12 protein-coding genes are annotated in these 16868 nt (G+C 62.9%); 6 read left to right on the forward strand and 6 right to left on the reverse strand.

What is annotated here, in order from left to right; all coding sequences use genetic code 11:
• Positions 1-61: 61 nt before the first annotated feature.
• Positions 62-784, reverse strand: a complete 723-nt coding sequence (locus C0V76_RS04150; RefSeq protein ID WP_371459990.1) for a ComF family protein — start codon at positions 782-784, stop codon at positions 62-64.
• A gap of 52 nt (positions 785-836) precedes the next feature.
• Between C0V76_RS04150 and bioB the strand changes: the two genes are divergently transcribed.
• The 3 genes from bioB to C0V76_RS04165 all read left to right on the forward strand — a co-directional run bounded on the left by bioB (position 837) and on the right by C0V76_RS04165 (position 4307).
• A complete protein-coding gene (bioB, locus tag C0V76_RS04155) occupies positions 837-1829 on the forward strand; it encodes a biotin synthase BioB (protein ID WP_101941126.1) in 993 nt (330 codons plus the stop codon).
• 213 nt (positions 1830-2042) lie between these two features.
• The gene (locus C0V76_RS04160) at positions 2043-3371 is read left to right on the forward strand and encodes a citrate transporter (RefSeq protein ID WP_216821653.1); all 1329 of its coding nucleotides are present in this window, start codon (positions 2043-2045) and stop codon (positions 3369-3371) included.
• 63 nt (positions 3372-3434) lie between these two features.
• Positions 3435-4307, forward strand: a complete 873-nt coding sequence (locus tag C0V76_RS04165; protein ID WP_101941127.1) for a methyltransferase domain-containing protein — start codon at positions 3435-3437, stop codon at positions 4305-4307.
• Positions 4308-4385: 78 nt separating this feature from the next.
• Here C0V76_RS04165 and C0V76_RS04170 read toward each other — a convergent pair whose 3' ends face one another.
• On the reverse strand, positions 4386-7190 hold the full coding sequence (locus C0V76_RS04170) for a CHASE domain-containing protein (protein WP_158239141.1): 2805 nt from the start codon (positions 7188-7190) through the stop codon (positions 4386-4388).
• 119 nt (positions 7191-7309) lie between these two features.
• Here C0V76_RS04170 and C0V76_RS04175 point away from each other — a divergent pair, with 119 nt between their 5' ends.
• Complete coding sequence (locus C0V76_RS04175; protein WP_101941129.1) at positions 7310-7972, forward strand: pyrimidine 5'-nucleotidase; 663 nt, start codon at positions 7310-7312, stop codon at positions 7970-7972.
• Between the two features lie 98 nt (positions 7973-8070).
• Here C0V76_RS04175 and C0V76_RS04180 read toward each other — a convergent pair whose 3' ends face one another.
• Positions 8071-8865, reverse strand: coding sequence for a secretin N-terminal domain-containing protein (locus C0V76_RS04180; protein ID WP_101941130.1), 795 nt, complete (start codon positions 8863-8865; stop codon positions 8071-8073).
• Between the two features lie 123 nt (positions 8866-8988).
• On the opposite strand from C0V76_RS04180, the gene ycaO reads away from it, so the two are divergent.
• Entirely contained in the window at positions 8989-10710 is a 1722-nt protein-coding gene (gene ycaO / locus C0V76_RS04185; RefSeq protein WP_101941131.1) for a 30S ribosomal protein S12 methylthiotransferase accessory factor YcaO, read from the forward strand.
• Positions 10711-10773: 63 nt separating this feature from the next.
• Here ycaO and C0V76_RS04190 read toward each other — a convergent pair whose 3' ends face one another.
• Entirely contained in the window at positions 10774-12450 is a 1677-nt protein-coding gene (locus tag C0V76_RS04190) for an ABC-F family ATP-binding cassette domain-containing protein (protein WP_101941132.1), read from the reverse strand.
• 222 nt (positions 12451-12672) lie between these two features.
• On the opposite strand from C0V76_RS04190, the gene C0V76_RS04195 reads away from it, so the two are divergent.
• Entirely contained in the window at positions 12673-14103 is a 1431-nt protein-coding gene (locus tag C0V76_RS04195; RefSeq protein ID WP_101941133.1) for a sodium:alanine symporter family protein, read from the forward strand.
• 25 nt (positions 14104-14128) lie between these two features.
• Here C0V76_RS04195 and zapE read toward each other — a convergent pair whose 3' ends face one another.
• Positions 14129-15244, reverse strand: a complete 1116-nt coding sequence (gene zapE, locus C0V76_RS04200; protein ID WP_101941134.1) for a cell division protein ZapE — start codon at positions 15242-15244, stop codon at positions 14129-14131.
• A 169-nt stretch (positions 15245-15413) separates the two neighbouring features.
• Positions 15414-16838 (reverse strand): dihydrolipoyl dehydrogenase, encoded by a 1425-nt coding sequence (gene lpdA / locus C0V76_RS04205; RefSeq protein ID WP_101941135.1) that lies wholly within the window; start codon positions 16836-16838, stop codon positions 15414-15416.
• Positions 16839-16868 lie beyond the last annotated feature (30 nt).

The following is a 16868-nucleotide window of genomic DNA, read 5'->3' on the forward strand; positions in this document are numbered from 1 at the left end:
CTGCACGGCTTGGACGCTCCCGCTACAAGCCCGCAGGCAAAAGCGGCTGAGTGGGCCTTGCTCAGTCCGGCCGCTCCCTGAGCGTTCTGGCCAGCACCAGATTCGTCACCCGGGCCGCGCCGGCCTGCTTGAGGCTGCGAGCCACTTCGTCCAGCGTAGCGCCACTGGTCATTACGTCATCCACCACCAGCACATGCAGCCCGCTCAGATCCGCCACGCAGCGGAAGGCACCGCGCACGCAGCGGCGCCGCTCACGTTGCCGCAAGCCAGCCAGCTGGCGCGTATCCACATCCCGCAACAGTGCCTGTGCCCGCACTGGCAGCCCCAGTTCGCGGCCAAGCCCGCGCGCCAGTTCCATGGCCTGATTGAAGCCACGCTCGGCCAGGCGCCGGCGATGCAAGGGCATCGGCAGCAGGCAATCCGCCGCCACGCCACGGCTTGCACCGGCCAGCGCCTGCACCATCCAGCCCGTGAGGCCAAAGCCTTGGCCATGCTTGAGCGCCAGCACCATTTCACGCAGCGGATGGCTGTAGATGAAGGGCGCATGGGTGGCATCAAAATGCGGCGGACGGCGCTGGCAGCGCCCGCACAACACGCCCGCGACAGGCATCGGCAAGGCGCAGCAGGGGCAACCCGGAGCCGGCAAAGCGCGCACCTGCGCCGCACAGGCCGGGCACAGCGGCTGCCGCCCCGCCTGTTCCCCGCATACGAAGCAGGTCTGCGGCCACAAGCCGCGCAAGACACTCGATCCGTACCTTGCCGCATGGATGATGCGGTTTGACAAGCCTGCGGCTTCTCCCGGATCATCGCCGGCTGTTTTCACGAAGGTCAGCCCCATGAATTCCTGTTCCCCCGCCGAGCACAAGATCTCCTTTCATCGTTCCGCCGAAGTCCGCGAAGGAGAATGGAGCACGGATGCGGTGGCCGAACTGTTCGAGCTGCCCTTTGCCGACCTGATCTTCCGCGCCCAGGAAGTGCATCGTAAGCACTTCGATGCCAACGCCGTGCAGCGCTCGACCCTTCTGTCCATCAAGACCGGCGGCTGCTCGGAAGACTGCAGCTACTGCTCGCAATCGAAGCGCTACAAAACAGGGCTGGAGTCCGAGCCGCTGATGAGTCTCGACGAAGTGCTGAAGATGGCTCAAGCCGCCAAAGACAAGGGCGCCAGCCGCTTCTGCATGGGCGCCGCCTGGCGCAGCCCGAAGGAAAAGGATCTGGAGCCGGTGCTGGAGATGGTCAGCGAGGTGAAGAAGCTGGGCCTCGAAACCTGCGTGACCCTGGGCATGCTCAAGGATGGCCAGGCCGAACGCCTGAAAGCAGCGGGGCTGGATTACTACAACCACAATCTGGACACGGCTCGCGAGTTCTACTCCGAGATTGTCACCACCCACACCATTGATGACCGGCTGGACACCATCGACAAGGTGCGCAGCCAGGGCATCAAGGTCTGTGCCGGCGGCATCGTCGGCCTCGGTGAAAACCGTCGTGCCCGCGCGGTGCTGATCGCCCAGCTCGCCAATCTGAATCCGGCGCCGGAATCGGTGCCGATCAATGGCCTGGTGCCGATCGCCGGCACGCCGCTGGCCGAAGTACCGGCGCTGGACCCAATCGAATTCGTGCGCACCATCGCGGTCGCCCGCATCACCATGCCGACGAGCTATGTGCGCCTCTCGGCCGGCCGCCAGCAGATGAGCGACGAGACGCAGGCGCTCTGCTATCTCGCCGGCGCCAACTCGATCTTCTCGGGGGACCGCCTGCTCACGACGGACAATCCGGACGCCGATCGCGATGCAGGTTTATTTGCCAGACTTGGCATTCAGGCTGTCTGACAAGCACAAGCAAAGCCTGACGTACACTGCGGATAACCTCAGCTTGGGGAATGCTTCACGCAGCCCCTAGAATGTCGCGATCACGACAATAACGACAATGAAACGCTTCCGGCCACGCGCTGGAAGCCCGCCATTGCACGCCATCAGCGAGAAAACTGCAGCAGGCCCCGTTTTTGCTGTACTCCGCCTACCTTCCAGTCACCCGTGTCCATCATGCTCAAGTCAAAGCTGTCACGCCTTCTCTCGCTACTGGCCCTGTTGCTGGCCTCGCCTGCTGCTTTCGCGGCTGGCGGCCCGGCCATTGCCGGCATCCCACTGGAGTTCTTCATTTTCGCCGCCACCCTGCTCGGCGTGGCCCTCTTCCACCACTACACATTGCAAGTCGCGCTCAGCGGGCTGGTGACCGTCACCGTTTACAAGCTGGTCTTCACCGGCTTCAAATTCGGCGCCGGCTTTGCTGGGCTGGGCCTGCATCTGGCCCATGAGTGGGTCACCCTGGCCAATCTGCTGTGCCTCTTGATGGGCTTCGCCCTCCTCGCCCGCCACTTCGAGAAGAGCCATGTGCCGGTGGTGCTGCCCAAGTACCTCCCGGACGACTGGAAGGGCGGCTTCATGATGCTGGTGATGGTCTTCGTGCTCTCCAGCTTCCTCGACAACATCGCGGCCGCATTGATCGGCGGTGCGATGGCTCACCAGCTGTTCAAGGGCAAAGTGCACATCGGCTACCTCGCCGCCATCGTGGCTGCCTCGAATGCCGGTGGCTCGGGCAGCGTAGTCGGCGATACCACCACCACCATGATGTGGATCGACGGCATCTCGCCTGCCGACGTGCTGCATGCTTACGTGGCCGCCGGTGTCGCCCTGCTGATCATTGGCTACTTCGGTGCCAAACAGCAGCATGCCTACTCGCCGATCCTCAAGAATGCTCACGCCCATACCAAGATCGATTGGGCTCGCGTTGGCATCGTTGCCACCATCCTTTTGCTGGCAATGGGCACCAACATCATCGTGAACCTTCACTATGCCGACATCTCGGACAGCTTCCCATTCATCGGCGTCGCCGTGTGGGTGGCCATCCTGATCACCATTCCGGTCCGCCGCCACGACTGGGAGTTGATGCCGGAAACCTTCAAGGGCTCGGTCTTCCTGCTCTCACTGGTGGTGATTGCCTCGATGATGCCGGTCGAAGCCCTGCCGCCGGCCTCGTGGATGAGTGCTCTGGGGCTGGGTTTCGTCTCCTCGGTGTTCGACAACATCCCGCTGACCGCACTGGCGATCCGCCAAGGTGGCTTCGACTGGGGCGTATTGGCCTACTGCGTGGGCTTCGGCGGTTCCATGCTGTGGTTCGGCTCCTCCGCGGGCGTGGCGCTCTCCAACATGTACCCGGAAGCGCGCTCGGCCGGCAAGTGGCTGCGCCATGGCTGGCATGTAGTGCTGGCCTATGTGATTGGTTTTGCCGTGATGATGGCTGTGGTTGGCTGGCATCCGCATGCGCCGCACAAGGAAGTTGCGCCGACTAGCACTGCAGCCGCCGAGCACTGAGTCGGCTCGCGTATTAAACTCAAGGCGGGCAGCGCAGGCTGCCCGCCTTTTTCATTTCCCGCCATGCCCACATCCACTGATTTCGCCCTCGATCAAGCCCTGTTGCGCCACCGCTTCGCCGCCTCGGCGCCGCAGGCTGCACAAGGCGATTTTCTCGCCCGCGAAGTCAGCAGCCGCATGGCCGAGCGCCTCGATTACATCCGCCTCACGCCAAGCCGCATCCTCGATCTGGGCTGCGGCCATGGTGCGGATCTGCCCATGCTGGCCCAGCGCTATCCCGAGGCCTCCTGCATCGGGCTGGACTTCGCCCAACCCCGGCTCGACCTGGCCCGACCGCAACGCGGCCTGTTGCAGCGCCTCTTCGGCAAAAGCACCGGCCCGCAACTCGTCTGCGCCGATGCCCAGCACCTTCCACTGGCGCGTGCCAGCACCCAACTGGTGTGGAGTAATCTGCTGCTGAACTGGTTGAGCGATCCGCTGCCAGCCATCAAGGAATGTCATCGGGTGCTGGAAGTGGGCGGCCTGCTGATGTTTGCCACACTGGGGCCGGACACCCTGAAAGAACTACGTGCAGCCCTGCCGGACCATGCCGGCGAGCGGGTGCATCGCTTCATCGACATGCACGACCTGGGCGATTGCCTGGTGCAGGCGGGCTTTGCCGACCCGGTGATGGACATGCAACGCCTCACGCTCACCTACCCGGATGCCGACGCGATTTTCCGCGACCTGCGCGCGGCGGGTGCCACCAATGCCGCCACCAACCGCCCGCGTGGCCTCGCCGGCAAGGCGGGCTGGCAAGCCGCCCGTGCCGCGCTGGAGCAAGCTCGGCAGGATGGTCGCCTGCCCCTCACCCTGGAGCTGGTTTTCGGCCATGCCTGGAAAGCAGCCCCCAAGCAGATCGAAGATGGCCGCGCAGTGATCCAGTTCCATCGCTGAGAACTACACACTTCGGGGGAATGGCTGCGCAGGAAAGCAGCCAAGTGCCGTTCCGGAACAGGCGGCAGAAACGACGAGTCAGTCCTGATGACGCGTTCCTTCTTCCTCCTCGCAGCCCTCACCCACACACACCGCATTGCGCCCACCATCCTTGGCCGCGTAGAGCGCCCGGTCCGCGCGCAGCAGCACCGACTCCATTTCCTCCTGTGAGCCGCGGAACACCGCCACGCCAATGCTCGACGAGCACACATGCTCACCCGGCTGGGTGCCGTGCAGGTGGTAAGGAGTTGCCAGCGCCTGACGCAGCTTCTCGGCTACGGCGATGACCACGCACAGCGCCTCTTCGCGGGTCTCGCCCACGTCTTCGAGCAACACGACGAACTCGTCCCCGCCAAAGCGCGCCACCGTGTCGCCCTCACGCACATTGGTAGAGATGCGATCAGCCACCAGTTCCAGCAGGCGATCCCCTTCGGCATGGCCCAGGGAGTCATTCACTTCCTTGAAGCGATCCAGATCGATATAGAGCACGGCGCCGAAGCGCTTGCTGCGTCCGCTCTTGGCAAAGGCATGGCCGAGGCGATCCGCGAACAGCCGCCGGTTGGCCAGCCCGGTGAGCGGATCATAGAAGGCCAAGTTGCGGATCTCGCTCTGGTGCTGCACCTGGCGCGTAATATCAAAGGAGCTGCCAACGTAATGCGTGGTGCGCCCCTCCTCGTCACGCACGGCGGTGATGGTGAGCCACACCGGATAGACGCGACCATCCTTGTGACGATTCCAGATCTCGCCCTGCCAGAAGCCGGAATTGTTGATGCAGCGCCACATCTCAGCATAGAACTCGACATCGTGACGACCGGAGTGGAGCAAGCGCGGAGTCTTGCCCAACACCTCCTCGGAACTGAAACCGGTGAGGTCGCAGAAAGCCTGGTTCACTTTGATGATGACGCCGGCCGCATTGGTCACCAGCATGCTCTCGTGCGATTCAAACGCCACCGCAGCCACGCGCTGAGCCTGCTCATGGCGCTTGCGCTCACTAATATTGCGCGTCACGCAGCGCAGTAGCAGGGCTCCGCCCTCCGGGTCCACCATGCAACAACTACTCAGCTCCACCGGTACCGCCCCACCCTGCGCGCACAGGTGCTCCAGTTCGTCCAGCCAGGCATGCCCAGCCTCCACCTCGCCGCGGCGATAGCACTCCACGCGCTCCCGCCAACGTGCCTGCAGCCATTCCGTGCGACGCGCCCCGAACAGCATGGCTAGCCCGCCAAGCAGCGCATCTTCCGCGCAGAAGCCGCACAGCGCCCGCAGCGATGGGCTGCAATAAGTAATTCGCATATCGACCGGATCCACGCACCACACCACATCCTGCATACTCTCGGTGAGCGTGCGGTAGCGCTGCTCGGATTGCGTCAGGTGCAGTTCGGCGTTGCGCCGCGCGGTGATGTCCACGATCACCCCGACCAGGCCGATAGTGCCGCCCTGCCGATCGAGCAGGCGTCGCGCCGAAAGCATGCCCCAGAAACTTGTGCCGTCGGCACGGCAGTAGCGCCGTTCGATATTGAGCTCGCGCATCTCACTGCTCACCAGCTCCGCAATCCGCTGGCGCACCCGCTCACGGTCTTCTGGCGGCACCAGATTTTCGTAGGGCATGCCCGGCATGCCTTCGCGTACCCGGCCAAACATCTCTGCCATGCGCTGGTTCACCCGCCGCACCACACCGAAGGTATCCACCTGCAGCATGCCCACGCCCGAGGTATCGAACACGCTCTGCAGCTCGGCCTGGCTCTGGCTCAGCTGTTGCTGAACCTCGGCACTTTCCTGCAAGGCCTCGACGGTACGCACGTGGCTGGTGAGGATCAGCCCCACCAGGCTGGCCAGCAGTGCGCTGGCCAGTGTGCCGAGGAGCAGCATGCCGCGTCCGTGCAAGCCCTTGCCGCCCTCTTCGAAGCCAGGCAGCGAGTGCGCCCGCAAACTCCAGCTTCGCCCCGCCACCTGCAGCGTGAGCGTGCTGACATAGTGCTGGCTGCTCGCCCCGGCCCAGCGCTCCGAGCGGTACAAGAGCTGCTCCGGATCCGCCGTGGCACTGTCGTAGAGTTCGAAGGCCAGTTGTGTCTGCAGCTCCGGCAACTCGCGCGCCAAGAGGCGCCCTACCAGATCCTTCATGCGCAGCGGCGCAAAGGCCCAGCCCTGCAGACTCTCGCGCCGCTGCGCCACATCCAGCCCACCTTCGCCTTCACGGTAAACCGGCACATAGAGCAGCACGCCGGCCTGCACATCCTCATCGGTTTCCTGCTCCAGATGGACGCGCCCGGAGAGCGCGACTTGTCCGCTATCACGGGCACGCGCCATGGCCTCCCGACGCACCGGATTAGTAAACATGTCAAAACCAAAAGCACGCTGATTGCGCCAGTCAAAAGGTTCCAGAAACAGGATGCTGGTGTAGAAGCTGCGCGCAGCTGCCGGGCGTACGCCGTAATTCGGAAACCCCTCGGCACGCACCCGAGCCTCGTGCCGGGCCAGTTGCTCCGGTGCAAGCAATTGCGCAAAACCAACCCCCTGGATGCCGGGATAGCGATCCCCCAGACGCAATACCGCCACGTAGTGCCGGAAGCCGGTGCGATCCACCTCGCGGCTGGCTGCAAAATAGCCCGCCACGCCCCGCAGCACCTGAGTTGAAGCAGCAAAGTGCGCATCCAGCTGGCGCACGAATTTGCTCAGCAGGAAATCAAACGCAGCCTGGCGCTGAGCCGCCTGCTGCTGCTGCTGGGCCTGCCATAGCCCGACACTGGCCAGCACCCCGCAGCCAAAAATAACCACCGGCACCAGGGCCCGCAAGCGCAGCAGCGCGGGCATGGCGGGTACGGGCAGATGCAGCAAGGTTCTCATGGCAGCCTGCATGGAAGACGGATGAATCCAGCTTCCAGCCTAGGCAGACGCTATGCATACAACCGCACACAAACCCGACAGGGCAATACAATCAGGGCTCACTTTCGCAAGGCTCGCGCATGACTCCCGTCTGGTTGTTCGATCTCGACAACACCCTGCACAACGCCGGCGTGCACATCTTTCCGCACATCAACCGGGCCATGACGGTCTACCTTGCCCGTCGCCTCGACCTCAGCCACGAAGAGGCCAGTGCCCTGCGCATGCATTACTGGAGCCGCTTCGGCGCCACCCTGCGCGGCATGGTGCGCAACCACGCCGAGCGCCCGGCCGATTTCCTCGCTGCCACCCATCAGTTTCCGGATCTGGGCGCCCTGCTGGTCTTCGACCGCGCCCTGTTGGCCAGCCTGCGCGCCTTGCCGGGGCGCAAATACATCTTCTCGAACGCGCCACGCAGCTATGTCGACGAGGTGCTGCGCCTGACTGGCCTGGATCATGTGATGGATGGCAGCTTCGCCGTGGAAGACCTGGGCTACCAGCCCAAACCGCAGATCCGCGCCTATCGCGCCGTGCTGCGCCGGCTCAAGGTGCCAGCCTCGCGCTGCATCATGGTGGAAGACACCGCCATGAACCTGCGCCCGGCACATTGCCTAGGCATGCGCACGGTGTGGATCACGCCACATGCCGCGCCGCGCCCGCTATGGGTGGATCTGCAGCTACGCAACGCCCGCCAGCTGCGCCGCGGCTTGCGGCGCATCCAAACCAGCGCGGGTGGAAAATCGTAGCGAGCGATACAAGATCGACATGAGGAGCGGAAACGTATGTGGATACGTTGAGCACCGGAGTGTCGAGCTTGCGTCGCGCAGTAGATTTGCCCCCGCGCTCAGTCCAGCGACTCGACCCGGATCCAGTACTCACTGCTCGTTTCGCTGCGCCCACGCTCATAACTCGTCAGCCCATGACCAGAGGTTTCGCTCTGCTGGCTGATGCCACCGAGCGGAATCCACTGCCCGAGTTTGCCACTCACCGTGGTCGTCAGCCCGCTGCCGGACACTCGCCCGTTCCCCGCGATGCGCTGGCTCTGCGGTGCGATCGACACCGTCACATTGTCACCCGCCAGGCGCGGCCGCGCAGCGAAGCCACTGCCAGCACTCACGTACTGGGTGGTGCGCGTCACCGTCGTGCCGCCCGGCCCCTGCACCACCTGCGTGACCGGCTGCGGCACGGACTGGCCGAGCTGGATGAAGGCCTCGCCGTCTTCCACAGTCTGCACCTGAGAGACAATGTTCTCGCGCCGCTCCCGGCTGCCCGCCTCTGCGCCGGCGCGCACGGCGCCGCCTACTTCACCGTTGCGGATTACCACCCGGCCATCTGCCCCCACATAAGTCTCCTCACGGCTCTGGCTGCCGCCCTGCCGCACTGAAATCAGCAAGCGCCGCACCGGCGTGTCGATGGCTTCCAGCGCTCGCCGCAATTGGGCCAGATTGGCAGGCGTGGTGCGCACAATGAGTTTGCCGCTCATGGCCGACAGGCTGCCACCTGGCTCCAGCAAGGGCTGCAGGGTTGGCAGCACCTGCTCGGGCAGGCGATGGCGCAGCGCAATGATTTCCATCTGCTGCTGGGCCGCCAGCGGCAGGGCGAACGCACAACACAGCAGGGCAAGAATCAGACGCAGCATGGCAAAGCTCCGGATAAAGGGATTTCGATTGTAGGTGGCCAGCCCCTAGGACACAGAGCTTTTCCGGACGCCCGGGGTGTGGCCCTGTATGATGCGCTCCCCCTCTCCACCCGGCACCTCGCCATGAACGCTCCCGAACACTTCATCCCTGGCAAGGATGCCTCCCTCGAAACCACCATCGCCACCCTGCAGGCCAAGCTTGCCGCAGTGGGCTTCCGTGCCGAGGAACACAGCTGGCTCAACCCGGTGGAAGGCGTATGGTCGGTACACCTGCGCGATGCGGATTGCCCCCTGCTCTACACCAACGGCAAGGGGGCAACCCAGCTCGCCGCCCGCGCCAGCGCCCTCGGCGAGTTCTTCGAGCGCCTGTCCTGCAACTATTTTTGGTCGCACTACTACCTCGGTGAAGCCAACGCCAGCGGCCAGTTCGCCCATTACCCGCAAGAAAAGTGGTTCGCCACCCACGACGAATGGGAATGGCCCGAAGGAATCCTGACGCCGGAACTGCAGGCCTTCTACAACCCGGATGGCGAAATCGACTCCGAAGCCCTGGTGGATATGAACACCGGCAATCTGGAGCGCGGCATCTGCACGATCCCCTATCTGCGCCAACGCGATGGTGAAACCGTGTTCATGCCGGTCAACATCATCTCCAACCTGTACGTGAGCAACGGTATGTCGGCCGGCAACACGCCGACCGAAGCCCGTGCCCAGGCCCTGTCCGAAATCCTTGAGCGCCATGTGAAGTTCAAGGTGATCCGCGAAGGCCTGTGCCTGCCGGAAGTGCCGGCAGAAGTGATCGCCCGCTACCCGGCCATTGCCGCCGGCATCAAGGGCCTGCGCGAGGCCGGTTTCGGCATTCTGGTGCGTGACGCCTCGCTCGGCGGCGAATTCCCTGTCATCAACGTCACGCTGCTGAACCCGCACGATCAGGGCGTATTCGTGAGTTTCGGCGCCCATCCGCGCTTCGAAGTGGCGCTGGAGCGGGCGCTGACCGAACTACTGCAGGGCCGTGCGCTGGATGCGCTCGACGGCTTCCCGGCCGCCAGCCACGACCTCGAAGACGTAGCCTCGACGCCCAATACCGAGATCCACTTCGTGGACTCCTCCGGCACGGTGCACTGGAACTTCCTCGCCAACACGCCGGACTTCGCATTCTGTGACTGGAACTTCGCCGGCAGCACGGCAGAAGATTTCGAGCGCCTCGCCGGCATCATCCACGCCGCCGGTCACGACATTCTGGTCGCGGACTTCACACATCTGGGCGTGTATACCTGCCGCATCATCGTGCCGGGCATGTCAGAGATCTACCCGCTGGACGAGCTGGACTTCGACAACAACAGCATCGGCAACGAACTGCGCCCGAGCATCCTGCACTGGCAGGACCTCACCGAGCCGCAATGCGCCGAGCTGCTCGAAGCGCTGAACGACATTGATCTGGACGAGCAGAAGCCAGTCGCCGCCCTCATCGGTCTGGCCGCCGATCCGGACAGTCTGTGGGCGGATCTCCGCGTAGGCGAGCTCAAGTGCCTGCTGGCGCTCGCCATCGGAGATGAAGAAGCCGTGGACGCGGGCCTGCTGTGGGTGAGCAACTTCTCCCAGATCAACCCGGCGCGTCGCCGCGTCTATAGCTGCATCGAGAACCTGTTGCGCCTGGACGACGACGAGCGCTACATGGAAGCTCTGCTGGGCCTCTACGGCAAGGAAACCCTGGAGCTGGCCATGGTGACGCTCAGCGGCGAGCTGCGCTTCTTCGGCACGCCCTCGGCGGGGATGAATCTGGAGGGCTGCGTGATGCACGGCAAGCTGCTGGAGGCTTACGCCAAGGTGCAGAAGCTGAAGTAAGCAGCGTTCAAGACATAAAAAAAGCGCCGGAAGGCGCTTTTTTTATGGGCGACAACAGCGCTGTCACTTACCCTTCTTGAGCGCAGCCGCCGCCTCTTCACGCACCCGGCGCGCTTCATCGAGCAGGAACTGCTGGTAGTCCTCCAGATCGCCGTCGAAGGGTTCGACACGGCCCTTGGAGACCAGCCAGAACTCGTCGCACACAGATCTCAATAACGCCCGGTCGTGGCTCACCAGCATCACCGTGCCCTCAAATTCATTGAGTGCCACACCGAGTGCATCGCGCGTGGTGAGATCCAGGTGATTGGTCGGCTCATCGAGCAAGAGCAGGTTCGGGCGCTGCCACACGATCATGCACAGCACCAGGCGCGCTTTCTCGCCGCCGCTCATGGTGCCGACCGGCTGGTGCACCATCTCGCCGCCGAAATTGAAGGTACCGAGATAGGTTCGCAAGGCCTGTTCGCCCGTCCCCTGCCCGCCCCTTAGGTTGGCAGGCAGGCTCTGAGCCAGGCGCACCATGTGCAACAAGGGCGAAGCTTCGGGATCCAGCACGTCCAGCTCCTGCTGGGCGAAGTAGCCGATGTTCAGACCCTTGCCCTCGCTGATCTCGCCATGCGTGGGGATGAGTGCATGGGCCACAGTCTTCACCAGGGTGGATTTGCCCTGGCCGTTGGCCCCCAGGATGCCGATGCGCTGGCCGGCCAGCACCGAGCGGTTGATGTTGCGCACGATGGTGGTGGGCGGCGTGCCAGCAGGTGCGTCGTCCGCCGGCGGGTAGCCGAAGCTGGCGTCCAGCATCGACAGCATCGGGTTCGGCACATTGTTCGGTTCCTTGAATTCAAAGGTGAATTCCGCATCCGCCAACACCGGGGCGACCTTTTCCATCCGCTCCAGCGCCTTGACACGGCTCTGCGCCTGCTTGGCCTTGCTGGCTTTGGCCTTGAAGCGGTCGATGAATTTCTGCAGGTGGGCAATCTTGTCCGCCTGCTTGGCCAGCGCCGCTTGCTGCAGCAGCATCTGTTCGGCACGCATTTCCTCAAAGCGGCTGTAGTTGCCGCCGTAGCGCACGAGCTTCGCGTTGTCGACGTGCACCGTCACCTGAGTCACTGCATCGAGGAACTCGCGGTCGTGACTGATCACCACCATAGTGCCGGCATAGCGCTTGAGCCAGGCTTCGAGCCACACCAAGGCGTCCAGATCCAGGTGATTGGTCGGTTCATCCAGCAGGAGCAGATCCGAGGGACACATCAGGGCGCGCGCCAGTTGCAGACGCATGCGCCACCCCCCGGAGAAGCTGTTCACCGGCTGATCGAGCTGGGCGGTAGAGAAACCGAGGCCAAGAATCAGGGCCTGGGCACGCGAAGCCGCATCATGCTCGCCGGCATCGTTGAGCGCCATGTAAGCGTGAGCCATGGCCATGCCATCGTCACTGGCTTCGGCCGCAGCGACTTCCGCGCGTGCAGCAAGCAGCACGCTGTCGCCCTCGATCACGAAGTCGGTCGCGCTCTGCTCGGTCTCCGGCATGTCCTGCGCCACCTGGGCCATCTGCCACTGGGTGGGAATCGAGAACTCGCCGCTGTCTTCATGCAGCGTGCCATTGAGCAGACCGAAGAAGGAGGACTTGCCGGCGCCATTGCGGCCAACCAGACCGATCTTTTCACCGGGCGCGAAATTGACTGAGGCGCGGTCGAGCACGACCTTGACGCCACGACGCAGCGTCACGTTTTTTACGAAAATCATGGAAAAGGCACTTCGAGGGGGGCCGGCATGATACCCCGCCACCGACGCCCAAGGCATCAAAAGCTACAGCCTCGAGATGAGTGCGCACGGAATCACCGTAATTTCTTGATCCGCGCACAAAACTTGCGGCACCATGCATCGCTTTCCATACCGTTCCGCGTGCCTGTTCGAATACCTGCACCGGTATGCTCACTCAACACTTCTCGTCATGGAGTTCCGCGCATGGAAGCCATCGTCAATCAGATCAACAGCATCATCTGGAGCCCGGCCCTCGTTTTCCTGTGCCTGGGCGTGGGCCTCTATTTCTCGATCCGTACCCGCTTCATGCAGGTTCGCCATATTCGCGAGATGTTCCGTCTGATGTTCGACGGCAAAGGTTCGGACGCCGGCGTATCTTCCTTCCAGGCACTGGCCATGTCGCTCTCGGGTCGAGTCGGCACTGGCAACATCGCCGGCGTGGCGGCGGCCATCGCTTACGGTGGTCCTGGCGCGGTGTTCTGGATGTGGATGACGGCTTTCCTCGGCGCCTCCACGGCTTACATCGAGTCCACCCTCGGCCAGATCTACAAGGAACAGAACGACGGCCTGTATCGCGGCGGCCCGGCCTATTACATCGAGAAAGGCCTGGGCTGGAAAAAGTACGCCTGGGTCTTCGCACTCGCCACCATCATCTCGATGGGTTTCCTGCTGCCGGGCGTGCAAGCCAACAGCATCGCCTCCGGCCTCAAGAACTCGCTGGGCATCGCACCGGAAGTTTCGGCGGCCATCATCGTGGTGCTGCTGGGCTTGATCATCTTTGGCGGTGTGAAACGCATCGCGCGCTTCGCCGAAATCGTGGTGCCCTTCATGGCGCTGGGCTACATCCTGATTGCCTGCGTGGTGATCGGCCTGAACATCGACAAGCTGCCGGGCGTGCTGAACCTGATCTTCAGCAGCGCCTTCGGGGCCGACGCCGCCTTCGGCGCCATGCTCGGCTCAGCCATCCAGTGGGGCGTGAAACGCGGCGTGTTCTCCAACGAAGCCGGTCAGGGCAGCGGCCCGCACCCGGCAGCCGCCGCCGAGGTGAGCCACCCGGCCAAGCAAGGCATCGTGCAGGCCTTCTCGATCTATGTCGACACGCTCTTCGTGTGCTCAGCAACCGCCTTCATGCTGCTGATCACCGGCCTTTACAACGTAAAGGGGCTGGACGGCACGATGCTGAGAAACGCCCTGCCCGGCACCGAAGTCGGCCCGGCTTTCACCCAGGCCGCAGTGGAATCCGTGCTGCCCGGCTTCGGCAGCATCTTTGTGGCGGGTGCGCTGTTCTTCTTCGCCTTCACAACGATCATCGCCTACTACTACATCGCCGAAACGAATGTAGCCTACATCAACCGCAAGGTGGGCCGCCCCTGGTTGCTGTTCGTGCTGAAAGTGGTGTCGCTAGCCGCCTGTCTATATGGTGCTGTGCGTTCGGCTGATCTGGCCTGGACGCTGGGTGACATCGGCGTGGGCATCATGGCCTGGCTCAATATCGTGGCCATCCTGTTCCTGCAAAAGCCCGCGCTGGATTCGCTCAAGGATTACGAAGCACAGCAGGCGAAAGGCCTGGAACCGACCTTCCAGACCACCGCTGCAGACCTGCCGAACGCCGAACTGTGGGTCGGCGAAGACTGAACACGGCCCTCACCGCGGCGGGTACTCAACCCGCCCGGTGCGGCTCCGCCAGATATTCGCGCGAGCGCATCTCGATCAGGCGTGACACGGTCCGCGGAAATTCCTGAGCATTGGGGCCTTCGCGATAGAGCTCGACGGCCTCAGTCGCTGCGCTGACGATCAGCTTCACCCGCGCTTCGTAGAGCACATCGATCAGCCAGGTGAAACGGCGGGCTTCGTTGCCTTGTTCCCGGGTCATCACCGGCACATTCGAGAGTAGTACGGTGTGATATTCGCGGGCGATATCCAGGTAATCGTTCTGCGAGCGCGGGCCGCCGCACAAAGTAGCGAAATCGAACCACACCACGCCGGGCGCAACCCTTCGCACCGGCAGCTTACGCTCCAGTACCGTGATTTCGCCGGGGCTGCCGGGCGTACCCGCCATCTTGCCAAAGTGCCCAGCCAGCTCGCGCTGAGCTGCCTCGTCTGCCGGCGTAATGAAGATATTCATGGATTCAAGACTGCGCAGGCGGTAGTCGGTACCGTCATCGACCTCGACCACGTCAAACTGCTGTTTGATAAGCGCAATGGTCGGCAGGAAATTCTGCCGCTGCAGACCATTTGGATAGAGACCATCCGGCGGGTAATTGGAGGTCATTACGAACACCACACCGCGCTCGAATAGCGCCTGCAAGAGACGGCCGAGAATCATCGCATCGGCGATGTCGGAAACGTGGAACTCGTCGAAGCACAACAGGCGCGTCTGCTTCGCGATGTCTTCGGCCACCCGGGCGAGTGGGTCATCCTCGTTCTGATGCGCACGCAATTGGGCGTGCATCTCGTGCATGAAGGCATGAAAGTGCACCCGGCGCTTGCGCTTGTAGGGCACGGCATCAAAGAAGCAATCCATGATGAAGCTCTTGCCCCGCCCCACCCCGCCCCACAGGAAAACGCTGCGTGGCAGATCCGGATGAATGAAGAGCTTGCGCAAAGCCGTGCGGCGCTGCGCCTTGAAGCTCAACAGCTCTGAGTAAAGCTGCTGCAAGCGGGAAATCGCGCGCAATTGTGCTGCATCGGCCTTATAGCCGCGCATACCGAGCAAGGCGTCGTAGGCATCGCGCACGCCGAATTCTGGGACGTTGAGGATCTGATGTGAGTCCATGCTCTTGCCTCGGTAATTCCAGCCTCTGGAAGGTTTGTTCTGTGCAGGGGAAGCGCTCCAGAAGGCTCCTGCAAATTTCGTTCGGCGACATGTATGCGAACTTCGCTGCAAAACGAAGAAGGGCAAAGGTTTTGGCCTTTGCCCTTCGCTGATGCTCAGTGCAATCTATTTAGAAGTGCAAAGAACGCTTGTCGACTGCGAGAGCTGCCTCATGCATGGCTTCCGACAGGGTCGGGTGCGCATGGCAAGTACGCGCCAGATCTTCGGCGGCGCCGGCAAACTCCATGGTCACCACGGCTTCGGCAATCAATTCGGAGGCATTGGTGCCGATGATGTGCACGCCCAGAATCTGGTCGGTTTCAGCATGCGCCAGCACCTTGACGAAGCCGGTGGTGTCACCCTGACCGAGCGCGCGCCCGTTAGCCAGGAAAGGAATCTGCCCTTGCTTGTAGGGCACGTTGCCAGCCTTGAGCTCCTGCTCGGTCTTGCCGACCCAGGCAATTTCCGGATGGGTGTAGATGACCCAGGGAATCGTGTCGTGGTTCAGGGTGGTGCCTTGACCCGCGATACGCTCAGCCACCATCACGCCCTCTTCCATGCCCTTGTGCGCCAGCATCGGGCCCGGCACCACGTCGCCCACCGCCCACACGTTCGGCAGGTTCGTGGCGCAGTGGTGATCCACGGCAATCCGGCCGCGCTCGTCGAGCGCGAGGCCCACGGCTTCGGCATTCAGGCCTGCGGTGTTGGGCACGCGGCCCACAGCCACGATGAGCTTGTCGACTTCCAAGGTCTGATCACCGTCATCGTTTTCGTACTTGATGACAACGGTCTTCTTCTTGGGGGTCACTTCCTTGATCTGCACACCCATCTGGATATTCAGGCCTTGCTTGCTGGTGAAGATCTTCCAGGCTTCCTTGGCCACGTTGGCATCAGCCGCCGCAAGGAAATCCGGCATGGCCTCAAGGATGGTGACTTCGGAGCCGAGGCGCTTCCACACCGAGCTCATTTCGAGGCCGATCACACCAGCACCGATCACGCCGAGGCGCTTGGGTACGCCGGAGATATTCAGCGCACCGATGTTGTCGACCACCAATTGCTGGTCCACCGGGATAGCTGGAAGATGGCGCGCGTGCGAACCGGTCGCCACGATGACGTGGGTGGCGGTCACGATTTCTTCACCGATTTTCACCTGCCACTTGCCATCCGCATTGGCCACGAAACTGCCATGCCCAGGAATGAAGGTAACCTTGTACTTCTTGAACAGGCCTTTGATGCCGGTAACCAGCTGGGTGACGATATTGTCCTTGCGCTTGATCATCGAGGGCACATCGATGGTCACGTTATCGGCCTTGATGCCGTGCATGACAAACGAGTGAGTTGCCTGATCGTACAGTTCGGACGAGTGCAGCAGGGCCTTGGACGGAATACAACCCACGTTCAGGCAGGTGCCGCCCAGACGCGGCTCGCCCTTGGGGTCTGCATAGGCCTCGGATTCACAGCAGGCGGTCTTCAGGCCCAGCTGAGAAGCACGGATGGCGGCCACGTAACCGGCGGGACCACCGCCGATGACTACGACGTCGAATTCTTGGCTCATGTGAATTCCTTATTCCTTGGGTAAAGCTCC

Origin of the sequence: Uliginosibacterium sp. TH139, from assembly GCF_002855595.1 — a bacterium.
GTDB lineage: Bacteria > Pseudomonadota > Gammaproteobacteria > Burkholderiales > Rhodocyclaceae > Uliginosibacterium > Uliginosibacterium aquaticum.

What these genes read in the sequence shown, in the direction of transcription:
- ycaO (WP_101941131.1), top strand. Translation starts at nt 8,989, where the DNA reads ATGAACGCTCCCGAACACTTCATCCCTGGCAAGGATGCCTCCCTCGAA.
- C0V76_RS04170 (WP_158239141.1), bottom strand. Translation starts at nt 7,190, where the DNA reads ATGAGAACCTTGCTGCATCTGCCCGTACCCGCCATGCCCGCGCTGCTG.
- bioB (WP_101941126.1), top strand. Translation starts at nt 837, where the DNA reads ATGAATTCCTGTTCCCCCGCCGAGCACAAGATCTCCTTTCATCGTTCC.
- C0V76_RS04180 (WP_101941130.1), bottom strand. Translation starts at nt 8,865, where the DNA reads ATGCTGCGTCTGATTCTTGCCCTGCTGTGTTGTGCGTTCGCCCTGCCG.
- C0V76_RS04190 (WP_101941132.1), bottom strand. Translation starts at nt 12,450, where the DNA reads ATGATTTTCGTAAAAAACGTGACGCTGCGTCGTGGCGTCAAGGTCGTG.
- zapE (WP_101941134.1), bottom strand. Translation starts at nt 15,244, where the DNA reads ATGGACTCACATCAGATCCTCAACGTCCCAGAATTCGGCGTGCGCGAT.
- lpdA (WP_101941135.1), bottom strand. Translation starts at nt 16,838, where the DNA reads ATGAGCCAAGAATTCGACGTCGTAGTCATCGGCGGTGGTCCCGCCGGT.
- C0V76_RS04165 (WP_101941127.1), top strand. Translation starts at nt 3,435, where the DNA reads ATGCCCACATCCACTGATTTCGCCCTCGATCAAGCCCTGTTGCGCCAC.
- C0V76_RS04195 (WP_101941133.1), top strand. Translation starts at nt 12,673, where the DNA reads ATGGAAGCCATCGTCAATCAGATCAACAGCATCATCTGGAGCCCGGCC.
- C0V76_RS04175 (WP_101941129.1), top strand. Translation starts at nt 7,310, where the DNA reads ATGACTCCCGTCTGGTTGTTCGATCTCGACAACACCCTGCACAACGCC.
- C0V76_RS04160 (WP_216821653.1), top strand. Translation starts at nt 2,043, where the DNA reads ATGCTCAAGTCAAAGCTGTCACGCCTTCTCTCGCTACTGGCCCTGTTG.